The sequence below is a fragment of the Priestia megaterium genome, from assembly GCF_041941685.1.
Lineage (GTDB): Bacteria > Bacillota > Bacilli > Bacillales > Bacillaceae_H > Priestia > Priestia megaterium_C.
Genome location: NZ_CP130958.1, coordinates 1,900,978 through 1,924,730, shown reverse-complemented (window position 1 = coordinate 1,924,730; position 23,753 = coordinate 1,900,978). Strand labels below are relative to the sequence as shown.

Here is a 23,753-nt window from a genome sequence, read left to right as displayed (position 1 = left end):
GCTAGAAGGACGTAAACAAATCGAACCTACGTTCACCCTAACAAAAAAAACGAACCACTAATCAAAAATTTTGATCAATGGTTCGTTTTTACTTCGTCTAAAATACCTTTGTCCCAGCCTCTTTTTTTATTCAGCTTTCACCAAAATTTTCACCTGTTCTTTTTCTTTTAACAATGTCTCAAAACCTTCTTCAATTACATTCTCTAGCTTGATACGTTTTGTCACCAGTTTATCAGCAGAAAAATAGCCTTTTGCCATTAAACTAATAACCGCTGGAAATACATCGCGGTAGCCAATAATACCTGTTACTGTACGCTCTTGTAAAACGATTGTTTGGGGATGAATGGACGCTTCTTTTTCAAATATGCTAACAATCATTGTCTCCCCACCACTTTTGGTAGAATTAATGGCTTGAGTTAAAACTAAGGGAACACCCGTCACTTCATAGGAAACATCCACACCTCCACCTGTGCGCTTATGTACTTCTGCTACGGGGTCGTATTCTTGCGGATTAATCACAATCGCCCCAAGTTCTTCAGCTTTCTGTCTGCGCTGTTCCGATAGTTCGATCGCATAAATTTCAGAGGCACCCGATGCTTTTAACGCTTCAATAACTAGCAAACCGATTGGCCCCGTCCCAAATACGGCGGCTTTATCTCCTACCTTTAGTTTGCTTTGACGCACAGCATGAAGAGCGACAGCTGAAGGCTCTACGAGAGCTCCTTGCTCGTAAGACACCACTTCCGGTATTTTATGAATCATTTCTACCGGTATGGAGGCATACTCAGAAAAACCTCCCCCACCTCCGGCAAGACCATAAAACCCCATTTTATTACAAAGATTATACTTTCCTTGTTTACAGTTTTCACACTCTCCGCATGCATAGATAGGTTCTACCACTACTCTGTCCCCGACTTTTACATTCGTAATACCTTCTCCGATTTCTACAACTTGTCCAGAAAATTCATGCCCCAGCACAACCGGCGCTTTATCTTTGCTTAATGGATGGGGTTCTTCTGTAGGAATAAAAATGGGTCCTGCCGTGTACTCATGCAAATCACTTCCGCAAATTCCACACCATTCTACTTTAATTTTAACTTTCCCTTGAGAGACAGTAGGTTCTGCAATATGTTCTAATCTTACATCTTTAACGCCATGCCATCTTAATGCTTTCATTCTACTCATCTCCTTTCCTTATTTAAAAATTTAAAACAGCTACGAACTCTCAGCTTACAAATTGAATTTTTTTAATCTGTTATAAAATGTACTTCTTGGTATATCTAACAGCTTAGCGGCAAGTGACACATTTCCCTGTGTTTTACGTAAAGCATCCATCATTAAGTCTTTTTGAACTTTTTCACGAAATGTGAGTGCGGGTAGGGACATAGAATCATTGTTTTCTATTTCTTGTGAAGTATCAGAGTGAGAGATGTTCTTCTGGCCACCAAGATTTAAAGAACTCAAATCATTCAATATCTTCTCTTTTTCTGCTTCTGTTTTAAGCGAGATCTTCAAGCGTTCAAGTACATTAAATAATTCTCGAATATTGCCGGGCCACTGATAATCTATTAATTTATCTACTAATTCCTTGGGAAAATTCATATTCCAAGCATTCTTTTGACAAAAGTATCGCATCAGATGTGGAATATCTTCTTTCCTTTCTCGCAAAGGCGGAACATGCACGGGATACACGTGAAGCCGGTAATATAAATCTTCTCGAAACTTCCCTTCACTGACAAGTTGACGAAGATCTCGATGAGTAGCGGTAATAATCCGGATGTCTACCGGAATTTCCTGATTGCTTCCAACAGGTGTTACCTTGCGCTCTTGCAATACTCTTAACAAAGAAACTTGCATAGAATGAGGAAGTTCACCTATTTCATCAAGAAAAATCGTACCGTGATTAGCCTGCTCAAACTTTCCTTGATATCCTTGACGCCGTGCTCCTGTAAATGCTCCTTCCACATAGCCAAATAATTCACTTTCCATAAGTTCTTTCGGAATGGCACCACAATTAAGAGCAATAAAAGGTCCGTTTTTACGTGAACTGTTTTCATGAATTGTTTGAGCTATTACTTCTTTTCCAGTACCTGTTTCCCCTAAAATATAGACCGTTGTATCCGTAGGAGCCGCATGCTTTATTTCTTCTAGTGTTTGCTGAAAGGAACGGCTTATGCCTGCTTCTCCTTTAAAAGAAAATGATTGAGCAGGGATCTGTGTAGTTGTTTGGTTATGGTGCGCTTCCTCTGATAGATAAATAATCTTTCCAATAGAATGACCGTGTCTTTTTGAAATGACAGGCACTTCCATCACTATACGAAATCCCTGTTGTACAATCGTATTTAACTGCAGGCCTGACCATTTTGGTATACATTCTCGCACGGTTTTGCTTGCTCCCACAATCACTTCTTTGTAATTGCAAAGCAGCAAGAGCTGTTTGCTATCAACAAAATTCATAGAAGCATGAACCAACTCAATTTCGTCTTTGTGCATTCGAATGCTTAACTCCCGCTCAATTGTATACGCAATGGACGTAACCATTCCAAGTGTATAAGGGTGAGCTCTGTTTACAGGACAAGAAATATTAATAATCCCAATTAAATTTCCGTCGTCATTTCGAACTGGTGCTGCTGAACAGCTCCATTGATGCGAAGCAATTGAATAATGTTCTGTACCCGTTATCATAATGGGCTCTTCCGTTTGTAGAGCCGTACCGATTGCATTTGTGCCTACTTCTTTTTCTGTCCAACAGGCACCTTCCACAAAATTAATTTTCCTTGCTTCATTCAGTGTAAGTCTATTTCCTGTAATAGATAAAATATAGCCTTCTGGGTCAATTAATAAAGCAACCATTCCTAAGTCCGCCGCTGATTGTCTGATTCTTTCTAAGTGCGGCAAAGCCGTCTCAAGAAATAAAGAGTTCATTTTTTTTCGAGAATGAAAGGCTTCATTTCTTAAAATCGATCTGCCTTTATCTAGGTAAGGATTAACATCTGCGCTTTTACAACGATGCCATGACTTTACAATAATGTCGTTTAACCTTGAAGATTCAAGTGCTCCTTCGTTTACAAAACGTTTCCATGTGTTTAAAGAAAGTGTGGATTCCATTTCTTACCTCTCCCCTATAAACTTAATTGAATATAGTAAATCAAGGCTTGTTACCATTATTATAAATCACAAAGAAAACGTTATCATTACCAAATGATAGATTTTTAAACTCACATTATGTAAAAATTAATAAAGAAACTAGACGAGGATGCAGGAAAACTCCTATACCGCTTCCGTGATTCCTTCATCCTCTAGTTATCTTTTTGAATCATTCATTTTTACTTTTCATCCTCAAAGAGTTTAATAACTTGGGCATCTGCGTAATCAGGAGTGAACGGCCTGACCCGCCGACTGCAAAAGAGCTTCGTGAATGGCTTCAGATAATGTAGGGTGGGCAGCGATAAAGTCTTCCATTATATCTGTGGTCAACTCTCCGTGGAGCATAATGGTTCCTTGTCCAATTAACTCTGTGGCATGTGAACCTACAATGGAAAGCCCAATAATTTCATTAAACTGCGGTTCTACGATTACTTTCACTTTTCCAACGGACTCATTGGCAATCATCGCTTTGCCGTTTGCTGTAAACGAGAATTCTCCGACGCGAATATCGCCGTATTCTTGTCGGGCCTGCTTTTCTGTCACACCGACACTTGCAATTTCAGGGTGAGTATAGATGCAGCGTGGTACAGCTCGGTAATTCACGCTCTTATCTTTTCCACATGCGTGCAAAGCAGCAACTGTGCCTTCATGAAAGGCTACATGAGCAAGCTGAATTCCGCCAACTACATCTCCACAAGCATAGATATTAGGTATATTCGTTTGCATATGCTCATTAACATTAATTCCTTGTTTGGAAAAATGTACGCCAACCTGTTCTAAACCCAAACCTAGCACTCTAGGTTTTCTTCCAATTGAAATTAATGCATAGTCAGCTTGCAGTTCATGCAGCTCCTCTTTATGTTTAAATAGAGCCGTTTTATCTTCTGGCTGCATTTCTGTTAACGAAGAGGATGTATAAATTGCTACGCCTTTTTTCTCTAATTCTTCCTGTAACGTAAATGCGATGTCGGCATCTTCACCAGGAAGCAGCTGATCTGCCGCTTCCACAATCGTTACTTTTGCGCCCATTTGACTGTAAATGCTTGCAAATTCACATCCAATTACACCCCCTCCTACTATTAGAAGAGTTGAAGGGATAGCAGGCAGCGACATTGCTTGTTTACTGTGAATGATCCACTTTCCATCAAAAGGAGCAAATGGCAGGCTAGCAGGTTCTGAACCCGCAGCAATAATAAACTGTTCAGCCTCTACCTCTTCTAAGTGATTTTCGTTTCGCACGGCTAGACGATGATTTGTCAAAAAAGAAGCTTCTCCTTTCATGACTTTAATACTGTTCTTTTTCATCAAATAGCCAATTCCCCTGACCAAGTTTTTAACAATAGCTGTTTTATGATGCTGAACACCATCCCAATTAATTTTCACTTGTTCTAAAGGAAGAGTGATGCCGAATTGCTCAGCTTTCTTAATTTTCTCATAGGTTTCCGCGCTTGCTAATAATGACTTCGTTGGCATACAGCCTTCATTTAAACATGTTCCACCTAAATCTTTTTGTTCGATCAACGTAACTTTTTTCCTTGCCGGGCGGCGGTAATTGCCGCCACATATCCTGCAGGACCGCCACCAATGACAACTAAAGTTTTCACGGGATGCACCATCTTTCTATAAGAGTAGTAAAATAGGCTGTTCTAAGTATTGTTTAATAGTTCCAAGGAAATTAGCTGCAGGTGATCCGTCCAGTACGCGATGATCAAACGTCAGGCTTAAAGGCAGCAGGTTTCTTCTTTGTAATTCGTCTCCTTGATACATCGGTACATCTTCTGTAGCTCCAACACCAAGAATTCCTGTTTCAGGCGGGTTTAATACAGGTGTAAAATACTCTACTCCGTAAGCACCGAGATTAGTAATAGTAAATGTGGAACCTTGCATTCTATCAGTACTCAGCTGGCCTTGCCGAGCATCCGCTGCTCGTGTTTTGATCTCTGCAGCTAATTCAACTAACGACATCTTTTCAGCATGTTGCATAACAGGAACAACTAACCCATTTTCTAAAGCTACGGCCATTCCAAGATGAACATGATTATAGAGATGAATTTCGTTATCGCTATAGGCACTGTTCATTTGTTTATGTTCTTGAAGTGAAAGAACAACAGCTCGAGCAATAAAATCAGTTAGAGATATCTTCACCCCATGGCGTTGCTGGGTCACATCTTTAATTTCTCGCTGAAGAGACAGCAAGTCCGTCACGTCAGCTTTCATATTAATCGTTAATTGAGCACTGTTTAATAAACTGTTATGCATTCGACTTGCAATGACTTTTCTCATGCCCGCTACTGGAAGCGTTTCTTTTTTTAGAGCTTTATCTATTTCTGCTGGTGGGTGACTCGCTTCTGAAGCTCTTTTCGCCAGCACATTCTCTACATCTGCTTTGGTGATTCTTCCTTTTGGTCCTGTGCCTTTAATCGTTTCAATATTAAGGTTTTCAGATTCTGCTATTTTCCGTGCAATTGGTGAAATGCGCACAGTTTCTTTATTCTTTTTTGATGTAGCTGCGTTTGCTGGTGGCTCTTCTAAAGAGATAGCAGCCGCTACCTCGTTTTTAGGCGCTTGCAGCTCATTTGCTGAACGGTTCTGCTCAGTGAGCTGCTCGTTTGGCTTTCCAACATAACAGATAATCGTTCCAGGAGGCACTCCTACATCTTCTTGTACAAGAATATCAAGAATCACACCGTCCTGCGGCGCTTCAATATCCATTTCGATTTTTTCAGAATTAATGCTTGCAATCATATCTCCTTTTGAAACGGAGTCTCCAACTTTTTTGTTCCACGTCGAAACGGTTCCTTCTTTCATTGCCATACCTAGTTTTGGCATTACAACCTCTGCAGCCATTTGCTTCCTCCTCCTTTTCTTTAATTACACGCTTAGAAGCGATTTATCTCCTAGTAACTCCGATACAACTTCAATTACTTTTTGTGGTGTCGGCAGATAAATATCTTCTAATGGAGGTGAAAACGGCACAGGTGTATGTGGTGCTGTAATTCGTTTAATAGGTGCATCAAGCATGTCAAATCCTTTATCAGCAACTAGCGCAGCAATATCTGTTGCTATGCTGCATCTTGGATTGGCTTCGTCAATAACAATTAATCGATTCGTTTTTTCGACAGAAGAAAGAATGGTCTCTTCATCAAAAGGTGATAGACTTCGCGGATCGACTACCTCTACGTCAATTCCCTTATGAGACAGTTGATCTGCTGCCGTAAGTGCAGTATTTACTTGTTTTCCAATCGCTACAATGGTTAAATCTGTTCCTTCGCGTTTCACGTCAGCTTTCCCTAATGGAATCGTATAGTAGCCTTCTGGAACCTCTCCTTTCATGTTGTACAATGTTTTGTCTTCAAAAAAGATAACCGGATCATTGTCTTCAATTACTGCTAACAATAATCCTTTTGCATCGTAAGGGTTAGAAGGCACCACTACTTTAATGCCAGGAATACTAGTGAACAAAGCATACAAGCTCTGAGAATGCTGAGCTGCAGCCCTAAATCCTGCTCCATGAGTCGTTCGAATCGTGACGGGCACGTCAGCTTTTCCTCCAAACATGTATCTAAATTTCGCGCCTTGATTCAGCACTTGATCCAGGCAGCAGCCAATAAAGTCATTAAACATTAATTCTGCAACCGGTCTTAATCCTGTAGCTGCCGCTCCCATTGCAGCTCCTATATAAGCTGCTTCTGAAATAGGCGTATCAAGAATTCTTTCACGTCCAAATTCTTGTACAAGTCCCTTTGTCACTCCAAGGACCCCGCCCCACGCCTCATCATCTTGCAGGTGGTCAATTTCCGCTCCGCCAGCTACATCTTCTCCCAAAAGAATTACATTCTCATCTTTTCGCATCGCCAGTTTCATTGCTTCATTGATAGCTTCAGACATACTTAATTTTCTAGTCATTTTCTTTTCCCCCTTTAATTAGTAAGATACATAAACATCCGTTAATAGTTCCGAAGCATCAGGATAATCGCTTGTTTCTGCTAGCTCAACTGCGCGTTTTACTGCTTTTTCTACATTACCTTCAATATCTCTGAGCTCTTTTTCTGTTACTACTTGTTCTGAAAGCAAGTAGTTTTCAAAAAGAGCAATAGCATCTTTTTCCTGGAGATGTTCTTTCTTTTCACCTCCTGATTTATACGTTTGAGCATCGCCTTCAAAATGTCCGTAATTTCGATACGTTACACATTCAATTAACGTTGGCCCTTCCCCTCTGCGTGCTCGTTGAATAGCTTCTGCAGCTGCTTCATAAACTGCCATCACGTCTTTTCCATCCACTCGTACCCCTGGAATGTTATAAGATGCGGCACGGTCTGCAATCGCGCTGCAGCTCGAAGCATAAGAAAATGGAGTTGCCTCTCCGTAGCCATTATTTTCAGCAACAAAAACAACCGGCAGTTTCCAAATCGCTGCTAAGTTAATTCCTTCATGAAACGTCCCCTCATTGCCCGCTCCGTCTCCAAAAAAGCAAACGCTTACATCTTTTGTCTTTTTATACTTAGCAGTTAAAGCAGAACCGCATGCAAGCGGAAAGCCTCCTCCTACAATTCCATTTGCCCCTAAAATTCCTTTATCTAAATCCGCGATATGCATGGATCCGCCTTTTCCTTTGCCTAACCCGGTTACCTTTCCAAAAAGCTCAGCCATCATTCCATCTAAATCGCCGCCTTTAGCAATACAATGACCGTGTCCGCGATGAGTACTCGTAATACTGTCACTGTCATTAAGGTGGGCGCACATTCCAACCGCTACCGCTTCTTCACCTGCATACAGATGAACAAAACCAGGCAGTACCCCTTTTGCGAAAATTTGATGTACTTCATCTTCAAACTTTCGAATTTCTACCATTTTCTGATACATCCAGCTGGCTTTTTCTTTCGTAAGCTTTTCTGTTTTGTTTTGAGCAGTTTTCATTATGGTAAGCCTCCTCATTTGATTATCAAACTTCACTTAACTACCATTGCAAGTATCGTGCCAATAGTAAAATCGCTTTATACTAGCGATCTATTGTTGTATTTGGCCTCATAAAGTTAGACAAAATTGTACACTGTTCCAATTTTGTCTAACTTTGTCCGATCTCAGGGGAACCAATTATGTAAACTGAATTTAAGGTGCATAATAAACGTGCAGGATGAAAATCGCATTGAATAATCAACAAGAAAGCTTTTATATAAATATGATATAATGCTGAAGGAATCGTCTTCATTTTGAAGAATACTAAAGCTCCTAAAGGAGGTTGGTTAAAGCAAAACGGGCTTTATAGAAGTTTTACCGTAAAGTTGGATGTAAATTAAACGATGAAAGATGAGGTGAAAACCTGGAAAACATCCAAAGTTTTTGTCATCTACACTTCGTGATGTCTAGATGATATATCGCCAGGTTACTGTTATGCACAATGCAATTCAACACATTACAAGTTTTCATGTATACGCAGCCATTATTATATTTATCATTACATATTTTTTGATTATGACCGAAAAGATCAACCGCGCTTCGGCAGCTCTTTTAGGTGCTATATTGATGATTTTGTTAGGTATTGTTGACTTTAATAAGGCCATTATGGAACACATTCAGTGGGAAACGATTGTCCTTCTTATGGGTATGATGATTTTAGTCGGCATCACAAACAAAACAGGCGTGTTTCAATACGCAGCCATTAAGTCTGCTAAAATCGCTAAAGGTGATCCTGTTCGCATTCTAGTTATTTTATCGATTTTAACAGGCGTCGGATCAGCTTTTTTAGACAACGTAACAACCGTGTTATTAATTGTGCCCGTTACATTTTCCATCACTACTATTTTGAATATTAATCCCTTTCCGTTTCTTATATCAGAAGTGCTGTTTTCAAATATTGGAGGAACGGCAACTTTAATAGGCGACCCGCCTAATATTATGATTGGGGCAGCGAACCCTCATCTTGATTTTAATGCTTTTTTATTAAATTTAACTCCTGCAGTACTGATTATCGGTGTTGTTACGCTGGGGATTCTTGTTCTTATCTATCGTAAAAAGTTAAAAGTAGAAGATAGTAAAAAACAGGAGCTAATGAGTTTAAATGAAAAAGATTATATTCAAGATTCTGTTTTAATGAAAAAATCGTTAACTGTATTAGTCTTAACGATTCTAGGTTTTACCCTGCATTCCGTTTTACATATCGATGCCGCCATGGTAGCCATTACGGGTGCAGCTGTATTATTGGTAATTGGATTAAGAACTCATGACGAAGTAGAAAGTGCGTTTGATTCTGTTGAGTGGACAACGATTATTTTCTTTGCTGGTTTATTTATTCTTGTCGGAGGGTTAATCGATGTAGGCATTATTAAAAAGCTGGCTGCTGGCGCTTTAAACGTTACAGACGGAAATATTGCACTGTCAGCCTATCTCATTTTATGGATTAGCGGAATTGCTTCAGCTGTTATTGACAATATTCCTTTTGTTGCTACAATGATTCCGCTTATTCAAGATATGGCTCACGGAATGGGAATGAGCCCTGATTCTGCTCAAATTAATGTACTATGGTGGTCACTAGCTCTAGGAGCATGCTTGGGAGGAAACGGTACGTTAATTGGAGCGTCTGCCAATGTAATTGTAGCTGGCATGGCGGTGAAAAAAGGACATAAATTTTCGTTTATGGACTTTTTGAAAATTGGAGCTCCAATCATGCTCGTATCCCTGTTGATTTCAACGGTATATATCTTCCTTCGCTACCTTTTATTTCTGTAAGGAAAGAGCAATTAAAATCTACACGAACAGCAAAAAAGACTTCTCAGTTGAGAAGTCTTTTTTGCTCTAGATATATCCACTCAAGACGCCCAAACGAAGTTGATAATAAAAGCGGCGCTAATAATGTACATAATCCAGTGAATTTCCTTGGCCTTGCCGGCTAGCAATTTAACGAATGTATAAGATAAAAACCCTAGCGCTAAGCCTTCGCCGATACTAAACGTTAACGGCATCAAAATAATGGTACAAAAAGCAGGTACAGCATCTGTTATCTCGTCTAAAGGAATGTTTTTAATTTCTGTTAACATCAGAGCTCCAACCATAATTAAAATAGGCGCTGTAGCAAAAGCAGGAATAATGCTAATTAATGGCGTAAATACAATACTTACTAAAAACAACATGGCAACAACCAGTGCTTTAAGACCCGTTTTGCCTCCTTCTGCAATTCCCGCAGCATTTTCTACATATGCGTTCATCGCAGTAGATCCCATAGCAGCACTGGCTACAGTCGCAAGAGAATCAGCCATAAGCGCTTTATCTAATCCTTTAATTTCTCCTTTTTCATCCATTAATCCAGCTTTTTTAGACAGTCCAATCATCGACCCTAAATTATCAAACAGCTCCACAAGTGTAAATGAAAAAATAATAGAGAAAAGACCATAATGGAGAGCTGATTTAATATCCATTTGTAAAAAAGTTTCCGACATGCTTGGCATTGAAAACGATACGACGCTGCTGATGTTTTTAGGAGCTTCTACTATGCCCAGCACCATGCCGGCAATTGATACTAGCAAAATGCTAATCAGAGCAGCTCCTTTGATTTTTCGAGCAGTTAATACCGTTACGGCGATAAAACCTACTAAAGCAAGGAATGGGCCCGGTTTTGTAAGCTGACCAAGGGCTACTAAATTTTCTTTGTTGCTGACAATAATTCCTGCTTGCTTAAAACCGATAAAAGCAATAAATAGACCGATTCCAACAGAAATAGCACTTTTTAAAATAGCGGGTATCCCTTCAATAATCTTCTTGCGTAAGCCTGTTATGGTTAAAATAAAAAACACAACTCCTGAAATAAATACGGCTCCTAAACCTGTTTGCCACGTTAACCCTTCACCCAATACCACTGTATACGTGAAAAAAGCGTTTAGCCCCATTCCTGGTGCTACTGCAATAGGCATGTTCGCCCACAGTGCAAACAAAAGAGTAGCAAACACAGTGGCAAAAATCGTCGCCGCAATTGCTGCTTCTTTTGGAATGCCTGCATCTGCTAAAATCGTCGGGTTAACAAAGATAATATAGCTCATCGTCACAAAAGTAGTAATTCCAGCAAGAATTTCTGTTTTTACATCTGTTTTGCGTTCGGTTAAGTGAAACAGCTTATCCAACCATGAAGGGTTAGGTGCTGATTTTTTTGTTAGTTCCATATGCTGAGCTTCAACTTTTTCATTTATCGCCACTTGCTTTTCACTCCTTTAAGTATCGATTTGATCTTCTTTTAACTAGTTTTTACAGACTGTTTATAAAATGGTTCAGAGGCTATCTTAATTCATTCTGTTGGACACCCCTCCTGTGCGTTTGCTAACTCTTCTTCTAACTCTTCCCTTATCGCGTCTGTACCTTTGTTATAATCAGCAAAAGCCTCTGCTAGCCCTTCTTCGTCATAGTTAAAAATTTCTGGAGCAGCTGCCCCGCAGGCTCCACAAGTAATGCATGTTTCCTTATCAACAAGTGTATATGTAGCCATTCCCCCTCTCTTTTTTATAAAAATATCTATAAAAAAAGCCGTGAAAACAGAAGGGAATCCTTCTATCTTCACGGCTCTTTGCTTCTGTAAACAGAAGATAAGCATCCGGCTTTTACGTGTTTTGCACAACAAACGATTTCATCGAACGTTTTGCAATTTATATAGAGAAGTTATTTAAAGCAAATAACCGTACAAGAATTCTCTGTAACAGGATCATAATCTCTAAATAAAGAAATGACCTGGATATCAAAGAAAAGCTCCACTTTTTCCTTTAGCATTTTTTTATATTTAGTCGACAAAGCGGCATCAAGAGACATCACTAATTCTCTATATTCTTCACTGAGGACTTCTAGTGCCGGCATTCTTTTTGATTGAGCTAGTATAAAAATTTTATTATCAATAATATCTATTTTTTGAGTATTCACGCCTACATTAAAAATTTCTTGGCGAATTTGAGTATACAAAGTAGCTATCTTCTTTTTAGAGATCGGCTCCATATGCTTCACCTTTTTCATTGTTAAAAATATGTTTTTGCTATATTGTTTTCACTTGATTATTGTCCTTTGACCAGCTGCCGACAAATTCAGGCTCATCATAGTCAAAGAAATTGGTTAAATTCTCATGGCGGTTATCAATAAAAAGCTGATTGGCGACTTCTGAGACGAGCTTTGGTATCGCATATTTTAGCCCTGAAAGAGCGGATGCAGAAATTCCACAGCTAATTAAAGCGGAATAATTAAAAGCAAAAAGGCCATATACCATTTTTTGACCTTCCCTATCGCGATTTAAAAAAGCAAAGCCGTTACTGAGGTAAGGATGGGCATCCAATACTGGGTTGGCAATTTCATGCGGTGCTTTGTAATGATCCTTCCAGCGGGCGATGTGTCTTTCAACAAGTCGCAATTCTGGACGCAGAGCAGGATCTGTTAGAAGCCCGGTGCTAATAATTAAATAGTCAAACATAAACGTTCCCTGAGGAGCGGTTACAACTGCTTTGTTGTGTTTTTCCTCGACATCGAGCCATGGGGCATGTACGTGCAGATGAAAACCTGGCCATGAGGAAGCGCGTCCAAATGTATCATTCGTAGGCGGCTGATTGTATTCGAAAAAATGAGCCATCACTTCATATTTTTCAGCATCTGATAGAGCATGGAAACGTTCAATCATTCCTGAAGCTTCCATTTGTCTGATTGGATTAATACGGGGAAGTTCTTTTCGTCGAACAAATACATGAGCTTCAGCAACCCCTTCGGAAAGCGCATAGTTGGCGTTATCAAACGCGGAAGCTCCTCCTCCTAAAACAGCTACTTTTTTGTTCTTCAACGTAGTAAAATCAATGGTTTGTGAAGTGTGAGAATAAAGATGAGGCGGCAATTTTTCAGAAATCATAGGCGGAACATGCCATTCTCCTCCTCCTTGAATTCCTGTAGCTAGTATAACTTTACGTGCCATCAGTGTAGGACACACGGCTCCATTCCCTTCAATATGCAAACGATGGATACCTGTTTCTGCAGGCTCAATTAACGTTAATTTTATTTCATTTGCCACAGGAAGGTTAAGAATGTTCCGGTACCAGCGCAAATAATTCATCCAGTCTCCTCTTGGGATTTTGTCAAGAGCTTCCCAGCCTTCTGAGCCGAATTGTGCTTCCCACCACGCTTGAAACGTAAGCGAAGGCATACCTAAATCGATAGACGTTAAGTTTTTGGGCGTTCTTAGCGTAATCATTCGCGCATACGTTTCCCACGGACCTTCTAAACCCGAACGGTTTTCATCAATAACAAGAATATTCGACACGCGTTCTCGCAGCAAGCCAAAGGCCGTTCCTAAACCGCTTTGACCTCCTCCAATAATGATTACATCGTATACGTGTCCGCTCTTAGGGATAATTGGCTGTACCTCTGTTGGTTTCCTGAAGGAAAGGTAAGAAAGATCGGTTTCTACTCTTTTATTTAAAGCTTCTAAGCTCATCGTTATCTCTCCTTTCAATAAAGTTTCTCCATGATAAAAAGTTTATTTTGTACCTAACACAAAATGATAGGTTTTATAACATAATTTGATTTATATTTATATTATCACTTTTGGAATATGATTGTATCTCCATTCTCTCTAAAGTTTTTTTTGCAAATTGTATAAAATCACTAATATATTTTTTTTATATCTTATGTATGGAACCATATTTACATCGTTTAAAAGGAAAAAACCATTACAAAGTTTAAGGAAGAAAGCTTTTCTGACATCAATTTTAAAGAGAGCGTGTGTAAGTTTGTGACAGTTATTTGTTAATTACGCTCTACTACTTGACTATCGTATTCATCAAATCTATAGTCATAATTAGTAACTCAGCAAAGGGAGTCAACGTATGAGAAATTTATTTAAAATAACAGCTATATTTACAACGATTGTCATGTTTATTTTGATGATTGCCGGCAGCCTTGTAACAACCACAGGATCTGGATTAGGATGCGGAAACGAGTGGCCACTGTGTAACGGGCAGTTAATACCGGAATACGCAGTAGCAACAATGATTGAATATACGCATCGTTTGATTACCGCATTTGCAGGTCTTCTTGTTTTAGCATTTTCTATTTGGGCTTGGATTCGTTACCGCAGAAACCGTGAAGTGAAAATTTTAGCGATTATGAGTATTGCATTTATCGTTATTGAGTCATTACTCGGGGCTTCTGCAGTTATTTGGCCTCAGTCAGCTGAAGCGCTAGCGCTTCATTTCGGTCTTTCGCTTATTGCGTTTACCGGCGTATTTTTACTTTCGATGTTTGTTATTCAAAAGGACCGTTCGGATCATTTTATTAAAGGAGCGGTTACAGGCAAATTTAAATGGCTCGCATGGTTTACCCTTATATTTACCTATTGCGATATTTATTTAGGTGCATATGTGCGTCACAAAGGTGCAAGCTTAGCATGTACAAGCTTTCCTGCTTGTTATGGCAATACGCTTATTCCAAAACTTTCAGGAACAACAGGTATTCATTTTGCCCACCGATTTGCTGCTCTTGTGCTGTTTGTTCTTATCATTTGGATTATGGTATCTGCCATCAAACAGTATAAAGAAACCCGCCGTGATATTTACTACGCGTCCATCATTGCGGTTTCTTTAACCATTGCTCAAATATTCAGCGGTATCTTTGTTGTCATGTCTCGTTTAAATGTCTTTGCTACGCTGTCTCACTCGGCATTTATTACAGCGTTATTCGCTACGCTTAGCTACATTTGTGTACAGACTTTAAAAGGTAAAAGACAATAAACTCAAAAAACACGTGCAGTTCATAACTGCACGTGTTTTTTTGAGTTAAGCTAGTTCTATTCCACCTGTAATCCCGTAAACTTGAGCTGTTACGTAGCTTGCATCCGTTGAAGCTAAAAATACGTATACATTTGCTAACTCTACCGGCTGACCAGCACGCTGCAACGGTGTATCTTGTCCAAAGCCTGGGATAGCGTCGCTTGGCTGCCCTCCAGAAATTTGCAGCGGCGTCCAGATAGGTCCTGGAGCAACGGAGTTGACGCGAATACCTTTTGGAGCTAATTGCTTGGCTAGTCCGCGAGTGAATCCGTTAATGGCAAACTTTGTAGCTGCATAGTCTAATAAATTAGGACTTGGGCTATAGCCTTGTACAGAACTTGTTGTAATAATAGAAGCACCTGCCGGTAAATAAGGCAGCGCTGCTTTTACGGTCCAATATAAAGAGAATACATTTACTTCAAAGGTTTTGCGCAGTTGGTCCGTTTCTAAATCAGCAAGATCTTCTACTGCCTGCTGTTTGCCAGCTACGAGCGCTAGAACGTCTAAACCATCTAATTCTTTATAAGCTTTTTCTACTAGCTCTTTGCAAAAAGATTCTTCGCCTACATCACCAGGTATGAGCACGGCTTTTCTTCCTTCTGCTTCAATAAGCTTTTGTACTTCTTCTGCATCTGCTTGCTCTTGTGGCAAGTAATTAAGCGCAACGTCTGCCCCTTCTCTTGCGTAAGCGATCGCTGCTGCCCGACCAATACCTGAATCTCCACCCGTCACAAGAGCTTTTCTGCCTTTTAATTTACCTGCACCTATGTAACTATTCTCCCCGCAGTCTGGAATGACATTCATTTCTTTTTGTACACCAGGCGGTTCTTGATACTGTTTTGGATAGTCTTCATGGAAATATTGAGTTAATGGATTGTTTAGTTTTGACATATTCGTCACTCCTTTATGAATGAATCCTTAACCAACTAAGGAAAAGTTTTCTATATACTTGTTCTTCCCGTCTGCTTCTTTAGTAAACATGTTTGATGTGCTCTATTATCCTCACTTTTCTTTCATTACCCTTCCCCTTCAATCAACAGCTAGAAACAACTGCATACATGAAACCTACGTTCACCATCACAATAAAAAAATCCGAACGAGTCGAATTCTCTATTAAGAATCTCGATTCCTCGTTCGGATCTTCTTTCAACTAAAATGCATTTATCCCCCCTCTTTAAATAAATGGTGAGAGCTTTGTATTTTGCTGTGAACAATAAGCTTTCTTTCTCTTCTGTCCTGCTACTCTGTTAGTTCCACTTGTAAAGGCTTTGATTCTTCTTCGGCTTCTTTAGGAGTGCGAACGATTAACACATCACATTTGGCATAGCGTAAAATATGCTGAGATACGCTTCCGATTAAAATGCGCTCTACGGCGTTTAACCCCGTCGCACCGCATACAATTAAATCAACGTGCTTATCGGGAGCAATTTTTTTAGATATTTTTGTTTTAGGAGAACCGTGTTCAATTAATGTCTCGACTTTCGTTACTCCAGCCTTAATAGCTAGGTTACTATAGTTGGTCAAAAGTTCTTCAGCAAATTTCTCTGCATCTTGAAAGCGTGTATCCGTATAGAATGCATAAGGTGATGGACTTAACGCCTGTATGTCGATAACGTGACAAACTATCAAATGAGCGTTATTTTTTTTCGCGCTGTTAACTGCTTTTTTGAATGCCCACTCTGCTTCTACAGAACCGTCTACTGCTACGAGGATGTTACGATAAGCCATATTCATCATAATCTCTCCTTTGTCTTTCGTTTATAAAGAACTTTCCTTGCTACACTTTTATTTTACTTCTTGCGCAAACGAAAGTATGTGATTTTTATCACAAGGTAGAGAAATTAATAAAAATGGAGCCGTGTGTAGTGCACGGCTCCATTTTTATTGAACTTGAGAGTTAAAAGTCATTATCCAAATCGATCCTGCTACAATCGTAATAACAAAAACGATTCCAAGTATTAAAGCCATCACATTATAACGTGGCTTCTCTCCGTCTTTAATATGCATGAAGAAAAACAGTTGAATGAAAAATTGAAGCACGGCCATTCCTAGAATACTAGCTAGTAATATATTTTGAGCAAATACATGGTTTAATACCAGCATCAGAGGAATAACGGTTAAAATAATCGAGAAAATAAATCCTATTGTATAAGCTTTTAACGACCCATGGTTCTCCATCTACATCACCCCCATTAAATACACAACTGTGTAAAGAAAGATCCAGACAGCATCAAGAAAATGCCAGTATAAGCTAATAATCGTCACTTTTCGCTTTGTTACAGAGGTAATTCCGTATCGTTTTAATTGGATTGTAATTGAAATCATCCAAATGATGCCGACAGAAACGTGCAGCCCGTGCGTACTAACTAGCGTATAGAAAGCTGTAAAAAATGCGCTGGTGGAAATGGTTGCTCCTCTATGAACCATTGTTTGAAATTCATGAATTTCAAGGCCAACAAAGCACATACCTAAAAGCAGAGTTACGATTAGCCAGCCAATTAAAAGCTTTATTTTTCCCTTATGCATGCTCAGCACAGCTAATCCGCTCGTAAAGCTGCTCGTTAATAAGATAAACGTTTCAGAAACAAATCCTGGAACTTCAAAAAATTCCTTTCCTGTAAGGCCTCCCGCAGTATGATTAACAAGAACGGCATACGTAGCAAATAATGCTCCAAATAAGATGCAGTCCGTTACGAGGAAAAGCCAAAAACCCATAACTTTGATTTCTTCATCATGTTCATCATGATGTTCTTCGTGGTGCGCTGTCGCATAGGCCATGTCAGCCAACCCTCCCTACTGAATCTTCTGTATGTCGAATTTCATCCACCGGAATATAATAGTCCGAGTTGTATTGAAAAGAACGAGCTAGTAAACAAGCTCCGACTCCTGTCAAACCGAATATCGCCATCCGCACCCAGTGGAACGTTAATCCAAAACCAGCAATGAACCAGAAAACCGACATGATAAATGGAATACCTGAATTCTTAGGCATATGAATTGGAGAAAAAGCAGCTGTTTCCTTCGCTTTTTCTTTTTTCTTTCTTCTTTTATTGTCCACCACGCATCTTGCCCCGTTACTGTTGGAATCACTGCAAAATTGTAGTGCGGCGGCGGTGAAGGGATGGACCATTCTAATGTACGTCCATTCCAAGGATCCCCTGTTACATCTCGTTCTCCATACTTAATGCCATGAAGAATCTGCCATGCTTGAAAGATAAACCCTATGCCCATAAAGAAAGCTCCGACTGTAGAGATAACGTTCAGCGGTCCCCATCCCATGTCAAAGTCGTACGTATAAATACGGCGCGTCATTCCCATAAATCCTAATGCGTATTGAGGCATGAAGCATACATAAAAACCAATATTCCATGTCCAAAACGCCCATTTACCAAGACGGTCATTTAGTTTAAAGCCAAACATTTTTGGCCACCAATAGTACAAACCTGCAAAAAAGCCGAATACAACGCCACCGATTAACACTTGGTGAAAGTGTGCAACTAAAAAGTAGCTATTATGATACTGATAGTCTGCGGGAGCTGCTGAAAGCATCACCCCCGTTGCTCCTCCCACAACAAAGCACGGGATAAAAGCAATTGTCCATAGCATTGGCTGCGTCATTTGAATACGGCCCCGGAACATCGTAAATAACCAGTTGAACACTTTAACACCCGTGGGAATTCCGATAGCCATCGTCGTAATAGCAAAAAACACATTCACATTAGCACCTGCACCCATCGTAAAGAAATGATGCACCCATGTGAAATACGATAGAACGCTAATAATCATCATTGAAAAAACCATAGACTTATAGCCAAATATCTTCTTTTGAGAAAACGTTGCAACGATTTCAGAAAAAATGCCGAATGCAGGAAGTACAACGATATACACTTCAGGATGTCCCCACATCCAAATTAAGTTAATGTACATCATCGGATTTCCTCCGCCGGTCATAGTAAATAAGTGTCCGTCAAAGAAGCGGTCAATAAACAATAAAGCAAGCGTCACGGTTAATACAGGAAACGCGAAAATGATAATAATACAGCTTGCTAGAACGGACCACGTGAATAACGGCATATGCATAAGTTTCATGCCCGGCGCACGCATTTTTAAAATAGTCATAATAAAATTAATTCCAGAAGCCAAGCTGCCAATACCTGATATTTGAATACCCCAAATATAAAAATCTTGACCTGGTCCAGGACTGAACTGCATGCCAGAAAGCGGCGGATAACTCAACCATCCTGCATCTGGCGAGCCGCCGATTACAAACGACAAATTGAAAAGCATGGCGCCAAAGAAAAATAGCCAAAAGCTTACCGCGTTTAAAAAGGGATAGGCGACATCTCTTGCTCCAATTTGAAGCGGCACAACAATGTTAAAGAACGCAAACATAAGCGGCATTGCCATAAATAGAATCATAATGGTTCCGTGCGTAGTGAAAATTTCGTTGTAATGATTAGAATCTAGAAAATGCCACTGAGGAAATGCTAGTTGAATACGCATTAATAATGCATCTACTCCGCCTCGAAACAGCATTAATAATGAAGAAAGCATATACATAATTCCAATTTTTTTATGATCTACCGTTGTGAGCCACTCACGCCATAGCCACTTCCATTTTTTAAGATACGTAAGAACAAAAATAATACCGGCTAGTGTTAACAAAATCGCGACATCGGCTCCGTAAATCATCGGCTCTCCTGTCACAAAAAAATGAGATAAAAATTCTTTTAATCTGTCTAACAACTTAGTTTCCTCCTTCCTAGTGCTCGTGCTGTGTATGGGCTTGTTCATCAGAAGCCACATTCATGGTCTTCATGTCTTCATTTTTCATATGGTGATGCTGACTATAATATTGACCACCGTTTTTAATGACAATTTCTTGGAATAAGCCTTTAGGAATAGTAGAATACGATTTTTCCAAGGAAAGACCTTGTTTGGCAAGGTTGCTATAATCAGCTTTTGTTAAAGCTGGTGCGGTTTCTTTCACTTGCTTTACCCAATGATTAAATTGTTTTGTCGATGTAGATTTAACTTTAAAGTTCATATGAGCGAACCCTTCACCCGTAAAATTAGCACCTGAACCAAAATATTCTCCCTTGTGATCAGCTTGCAGCCAAAGCCCCATTGCCATTCCCGGCATGGTATATAATTGTCCTCCCAACTCCGGTACCCAAAAAGAATTCATAGGTGCATCTGACGTTAGAACGAATTGAACGGGCACATTCTTTGGAATTTCGACATAGTTGACTGTCGCAATATCTTGATCCGGATATTGAAACAACCATTTCCAATCAAGGGACGTTACTTCAATCGTTAGCGGCTTTACATCTTTTTGCGGCGGATCTACTAAGTCATACGTTGTTCTGGCCGTAGCAAAACCTAAAATGCCGATAATAATGATGGGGATGCCCCACCAAATAAATTCAAGACGCTTACTATCGTCCCATTCTGGCCGATACGGAGCCTTGTTTCCAGGCTTATCACGGTAGCGTAAAACGATATATACAAGCAGACCTAAAACAGGAATAACGACAATTGCGCATAAAAATATCGAAAAAATAATTAAATGGTATTCTTTTTGAGCCACCGCCCCCTGTGGGTTTAAAATCAAATAACGACTATCACAGCCTGCTAACAAAATTGTAATGAAAACGGAGAGAATGATTAACTTGCCAATATGCATTGATTTTTGCTTTCTCACCTAAGCTCAGTCTCCCTTCCTCTAAATCTCTGTACATAATAATGATATATAAACGTTCATATTAGAGATGCATCTCAACAGATCAAAAGGCTAATAACCTCCTAACATATTGAAGTTTGTCATGACATATTGCTTACTCCTAAAAAATTATCATGTTGTGTTGTTAAAGGGTGTGATATTTATCACACTTGAAGCGATTTTTATGTAGTTTAAATGGCTTTACCATAATTTCGTCACATATTTGGGTAATTGTAGGGAATAAAAGGTGCCTTGTGACTAGCCTAATAAAAGAAAAAAACTCTTCCAGTTTTTATTAACTGAAAGAGTTTTTTATAAGTACTAGATGAAGTATTGAGCTTTAACACTTACTGATTTGCTTGTTTGACCTGCTGAAACAGCCAATCAATCATTTTCTGATTTTGATACGCGGGAACCCATGAAGCATGATCATACTTTAATTCTTTAGGATATTCCGTATATAGTGGGTGCCCCCCAGCTTTCTTTATAGCCTCTATTATATTCCTTGAATAGGTAACAGCAATAATAGAATCGTCTTCAGCATGAAATTCCCATATTGGTTTGTGGGTAAGAAGGTGCGCTTTAGCTGGATCGGCTCCTCCCGCTATTGGAACCATAGCAGCAAACAAATTAGGGTGTTCTATATTTAAGTTAAATGTGCCAAACCCTCCCTGAGATAGTCCTGTAGAATAAAGGCGATTACTATCTATATTGTAGGCTTTTCTTACACTTTGTAGAATTTCATAAGCCGTTTTCAAATCCTCTGATGTTTCGAATACTTTTGCTAAGTCGACTTTGTTGTTATCGTCTCTTGTAACGGTGAAGCCTCCGCTTGGTACATTACGAGCTTGAGGAGCTAAAACAAAAGCGGGGTGCTTTCGTTGATTTTCTGGTGAAGCCCAAATGATAGCTCCGTCGTTGCTAAGAAGCTGTTTTTTATTATCATTTCCTCGTTCACCACCTCCATGTAAAAATAGCACCAAGGGATATGATTTTGTAGAATCATAGTCTTTAGGCACATAAAGTCGGTAGGGCATTGCTTTATAAGTGAATGATAAAAATTGAGTAGCTATAGATTCTCTGCTTTCAAATGAATAAGTAAATATAGCTAGATCACTATGATTCTTATTTTTCGCGTTTCCTCTTATGGAAATTGCTTTAAGCACCGTATCATTATTAATAATAATTGGGTTTGTATACTGAGTGCTTTTAGTAGTCGGAGTGCTCCCGTCAAGTGTATAGTAAGTCTTTGCCCCTGGTGTGTTTGTCTTTAATTCAACCTTCTGCTCCAAATAATAAGTACCTGATAAAACTGAAGAGGTTGGTTTTTTTACGTTTCTATAATTATTTTCTTCTTTTGCCGCAACAATATTTAAAGGAAGGAAAGCTAGAATAAGAACTCCTACAGTAATAAAACTTAGAACTTTTTGTATTGACGTATTGTTCACTGATAAAGTCCCTCCTTTATACTATTATTCAAATGTCTACTTCCATTTCTAGAAGGGCATAACTTAAACTCTTTCCGTGCGTATCCATTCCTAAAGAAGTAGTGACTCCACCAAGTAACGCGCGGTGGCATACAAATTGAAATGCTGATATATTAGGAACTTCGTAGCGAACAATGTCTCCTTCTACAATATTTCTTAAGTGTTTTTTCACTTCCAAAGCAGTCACTTTTTCACATAGCAAGAAATAGTCTTTTTCGTCATATGGAATTAGTGATAGCATAAGCGTATTTCCTTTATCTCCAGCTCGACTGTGAGCAAGTTCATATAATTTCTTTTTCATTTGTTAAGCTCCCCTTTAATGTAAGGTGTGTTTCTATTTTGTTACGTGAAATCAACGTAGAAATAATTCCTACTACCTCATTAACATACTTTCTTGCTCCGCCTCCGCCTGCGGGTCCATTTGTATAAAGAGCTTCTACCTCTTCTCCGACTTTAGCAGCTTCCTTTGAAGTAAGACATTTCCCTGCTACTCTCAGCCTAATTTCATAAGGAGCTGATTCTTGAAAAGAGACTCTATGAACGGAAGAAATACCAATATAATCAATTCTTAAGTCGACTACTTTATTTTTTAAACGCTTATATAAAATTTCCCCAGCTAGCTTAGCTCTTTCTAGAGCATGGGATCCGGCGTAGGAAATTTCCCCTTCTCCAATAACACCTGCTTCGTAACCTACGCTGACTTTTAACGTTTCAGGCCTTGGTATACCTGTTCCACCAGACACTTGAATTTGGTTCAATTTAATTTCCTGTAAATGAACGGAAGTAAAATCTGCAATAACATCCGGTGTTATATATTGATGGGGGTTAGTTACTTCGTAGAGAAGCTGTTCTTTTACAGTAGCTAAGTTAATGACTCCTCCTGTCCCTTCTACTTTAGTAATGATGGCTGTCCCATCTTCTTTAACATCAGCAAATGGAAAACCTAATTCAGCAAGCTTTGGGACTTCTTTTTTTCCGGGATCAGCAAAATAACCACCAGCTACCTGCCCCCCACACTCCAATAAGTGTCCAATTACTGTTCCCTGAGCAATTTTATCTACGTCGTCTAAAGACCATCCAAAGTGGTGTACCATTGGAGCAACAAATAAAGACGGATCTGCTACTCTACCAGTAATAATAACTTGAGCCTCTGTCTCTAGAGCTGGCAATATTGTTTCTACCCCTAGGTAAGCGTTTGCGGATATGACGTTATCAAAATGAGATATCGGTTCATTTGTTTCTAGAGTCAATCCATTTCTATCTATCAACTTTAGTACATCATCTCCCGTTACGGCTGCTACCTTTATCTCAATGTTTAGTCGGTTAGCTATTTCAACAACTTTTTCAGCAGCACCTATTGGATTGGCTGCTCCCATATTTGTAATAATCCGCACTTTCTTTTTCTTAATAATAGGTAAAAGAATCTCTAGTCTTTCTTCTAACAAGGGATCGTAACCCATTAAAGAATTTTGACTTTTTCTTTTTTGAGCAAGTGCGATTGTTCTTTCAGCTAAACATTCTAATACTAAATAATCTAAATTTCCTTTTTCAGCCAATATAACAGCCGGTTCTAATCGATCTTCTGAAAAACCCGCGCCTGATCCAATTCTTATCATTTTCATC

The 23,753-nt window shown here is 39.3% G+C and carries 21 protein-coding genes and 1 pseudogene; 2 read left to right on the top strand and 20 right to left on the bottom strand.

The features are described from left to right. Positions 1 to 126: 126 nt before the first annotated feature. From Q5794_RS09920 to Q5794_RS09890, 7 genes are all read right to left on the bottom strand, one after another. Entirely contained in the window at positions 127 to 1,176 is a 1,050-nt protein-coding gene (locus Q5794_RS09920; protein ID WP_098314579.1) for a 2,3-butanediol dehydrogenase, read from the bottom strand. Between the two features lie 54 nt (positions 1,177 to 1,230). Beyond that, positions 1,231 to 3,108 carry a sigma-54-dependent Fis family transcriptional regulator gene (locus Q5794_RS09915; RefSeq protein WP_214986931.1) on the bottom strand — a complete coding sequence of 626 codons (1,878 nt, stop codon included), beginning with the start codon at positions 3,106 to 3,108 and terminating at the stop codon, positions 1,231 to 1,233. 264 nt (positions 3,109 to 3,372) lie between these two features. Continuing rightward, positions 3,373 to 4,668 carry a dihydrolipoyl dehydrogenase gene (gene lpdA / locus Q5794_RS09910; RefSeq protein ID WP_374989047.1) on the bottom strand — a complete coding sequence of 432 codons (1,296 nt, stop codon included), beginning with the start codon at positions 4,666 to 4,668 and terminating at the stop codon, positions 3,373 to 3,375. Further along, positions 4,665 to 4,763 carry an FAD-dependent oxidoreductase gene (locus tag Q5794_RS09905; RefSeq protein ID WP_374989046.1) on the bottom strand — a complete coding sequence of 33 codons (99 nt, stop codon included), beginning with the start codon at positions 4,761 to 4,763 and terminating at the stop codon, positions 4,665 to 4,667. Before Q5794_RS09905 ends, lpdA begins: the two co-directional genes overlap by 4 nt. A gap of 4 nt (positions 4,764 to 4,767) precedes the next feature. Beyond that, complete coding sequence (locus Q5794_RS09900; RefSeq protein ID WP_374989045.1) at positions 4,768 to 5,994, bottom strand: dihydrolipoamide acetyltransferase family protein; 1,227 nt, start codon at positions 5,992 to 5,994, stop codon at positions 4,768 to 4,770. A gap of 24 nt (positions 5,995 to 6,018) precedes the next feature. Continuing rightward, positions 6,019 to 7,053 carry an alpha-ketoacid dehydrogenase subunit beta gene (locus tag Q5794_RS09895; RefSeq protein WP_374989044.1) on the bottom strand — a complete coding sequence of 345 codons (1,035 nt, stop codon included), beginning with the start codon at positions 7,051 to 7,053 and terminating at the stop codon, positions 6,019 to 6,021. Between the two features lie 18 nt (positions 7,054 to 7,071). Further along, on the bottom strand, positions 7,072 to 8,064 hold the full coding sequence (locus Q5794_RS09890) for a thiamine pyrophosphate-dependent dehydrogenase E1 component subunit alpha (protein ID WP_374989043.1): 993 nt from the start codon (positions 8,062 to 8,064) through the stop codon (positions 7,072 to 7,074). Positions 8,065 to 8,538: 474 nt separating this feature from the next. Between Q5794_RS09890 and Q5794_RS09885 the strand changes: the two genes are divergently transcribed. Continuing rightward, a complete protein-coding gene (locus Q5794_RS09885; RefSeq protein WP_192997783.1) occupies positions 8,539 to 9,873 on the top strand; it encodes an ArsB/NhaD family transporter in 1,335 nt (444 codons plus the stop codon). A gap of 80 nt (positions 9,874 to 9,953) precedes the next feature. Here Q5794_RS09885 and Q5794_RS09880 read toward each other — a convergent pair whose 3' ends face one another. From Q5794_RS09880 to Q5794_RS09865, 4 genes are all read right to left on the bottom strand, one after another. Continuing rightward, complete coding sequence (locus Q5794_RS09880) at positions 9,954 to 11,330, bottom strand: NCS2 family permease (RefSeq protein ID WP_374989042.1); 1,377 nt, start codon at positions 11,328 to 11,330, stop codon at positions 9,954 to 9,956. Between the two features lie 89 nt (positions 11,331 to 11,419). Then, positions 11,420 to 11,617 carry a ferredoxin gene (locus Q5794_RS09875; protein ID WP_214986935.1) on the bottom strand — a complete coding sequence of 66 codons (198 nt, stop codon included), beginning with the start codon at positions 11,615 to 11,617 and terminating at the stop codon, positions 11,420 to 11,422. Between the two features lie 170 nt (positions 11,618 to 11,787). Further along, on the bottom strand, positions 11,788 to 12,114 hold the full coding sequence (locus tag Q5794_RS09870) for a Na-translocating system protein MpsC family protein (protein WP_214986936.1): 327 nt from the start codon (positions 12,112 to 12,114) through the stop codon (positions 11,788 to 11,790). 37 nt (positions 12,115 to 12,151) lie between these two features. Continuing rightward, positions 12,152 to 13,588 (bottom strand): NAD(P)/FAD-dependent oxidoreductase, encoded by a 1,437-nt coding sequence (locus Q5794_RS09865; protein ID WP_214986937.1) that lies wholly within the window; start codon positions 13,586 to 13,588, stop codon positions 12,152 to 12,154. 391 nt (positions 13,589 to 13,979) lie between these two features. Here Q5794_RS09865 and Q5794_RS09860 point away from each other — a divergent pair, with 391 nt between their 5' ends. Next, positions 13,980 to 14,882 (top strand): heme A synthase, encoded by a 903-nt coding sequence (locus tag Q5794_RS09860; protein WP_192997725.1) that lies wholly within the window; start codon positions 13,980 to 13,982, stop codon positions 14,880 to 14,882. A 45-nt stretch (positions 14,883 to 14,927) separates the two neighbouring features. Here Q5794_RS09860 and Q5794_RS09855 read toward each other — a convergent pair whose 3' ends face one another. The 9 genes and pseudogenes from Q5794_RS09855 to Q5794_RS09815 form a co-directional block, all read right to left on the bottom strand. Next, entirely contained in the window at positions 14,928 to 15,812 is an 885-nt protein-coding gene (locus tag Q5794_RS09855; RefSeq protein ID WP_035335612.1) for an SDR family oxidoreductase, read from the bottom strand. A gap of 348 nt (positions 15,813 to 16,160) precedes the next feature. Then, on the bottom strand, positions 16,161 to 16,655 hold the full coding sequence (locus tag Q5794_RS09850; RefSeq protein ID WP_053487177.1) for a universal stress protein: 495 nt from the start codon (positions 16,653 to 16,655) through the stop codon (positions 16,161 to 16,163). A gap of 147 nt (positions 16,656 to 16,802) precedes the next feature. Further along, positions 16,803 to 17,099 carry a cytochrome o ubiquinol oxidase subunit IV gene (gene cyoD, locus Q5794_RS09845; RefSeq protein ID WP_374989041.1) on the bottom strand — a complete coding sequence of 99 codons (297 nt, stop codon included), beginning with the start codon at positions 17,097 to 17,099 and terminating at the stop codon, positions 16,803 to 16,805. After that, positions 17,100 to 17,699 (bottom strand): cytochrome o ubiquinol oxidase subunit III, encoded by a 600-nt coding sequence (gene cyoC / locus Q5794_RS09840; protein ID WP_214986939.1) that lies wholly within the window; start codon positions 17,697 to 17,699, stop codon positions 17,100 to 17,102. A gap of 1 nt (position 17,700) precedes the next feature. Continuing rightward, positions 17,701 to 19,613 (bottom strand): annotated as a pseudogene (locus Q5794_RS09835) (cbb3-type cytochrome c oxidase subunit I). A gap of 70 nt (positions 19,614 to 19,683) precedes the next feature. After that, entirely contained in the window at positions 19,684 to 20,607 is a 924-nt protein-coding gene (locus Q5794_RS09830) for a cytochrome c oxidase subunit II transmembrane domain-containing protein (RefSeq protein ID WP_214986954.1), read from the bottom strand. 383 nt (positions 20,608 to 20,990) lie between these two features. Beyond that, positions 20,991 to 22,091 (bottom strand): chitobiase/beta-hexosaminidase C-terminal domain-containing protein, encoded by a 1,101-nt coding sequence (locus Q5794_RS09825; protein WP_214986941.1) that lies wholly within the window; start codon positions 22,089 to 22,091, stop codon positions 20,991 to 20,993. 28 nt (positions 22,092 to 22,119) lie between these two features. Further along, positions 22,120 to 22,431, bottom strand: coding sequence for a hypothetical protein (locus Q5794_RS09820; protein WP_192997721.1), 312 nt, complete (start codon positions 22,429 to 22,431; stop codon positions 22,120 to 22,122). After that, positions 22,412 to 23,746 (bottom strand): acyclic terpene utilization AtuA family protein, encoded by a 1,335-nt coding sequence (locus Q5794_RS09815; protein WP_374989040.1) that lies wholly within the window; start codon positions 23,744 to 23,746, stop codon positions 22,412 to 22,414. The genes Q5794_RS09820 and Q5794_RS09815 overlap by 20 nt, the downstream gene beginning before the upstream one ends. Positions 23,747 to 23,753 lie beyond the last annotated feature (7 nt).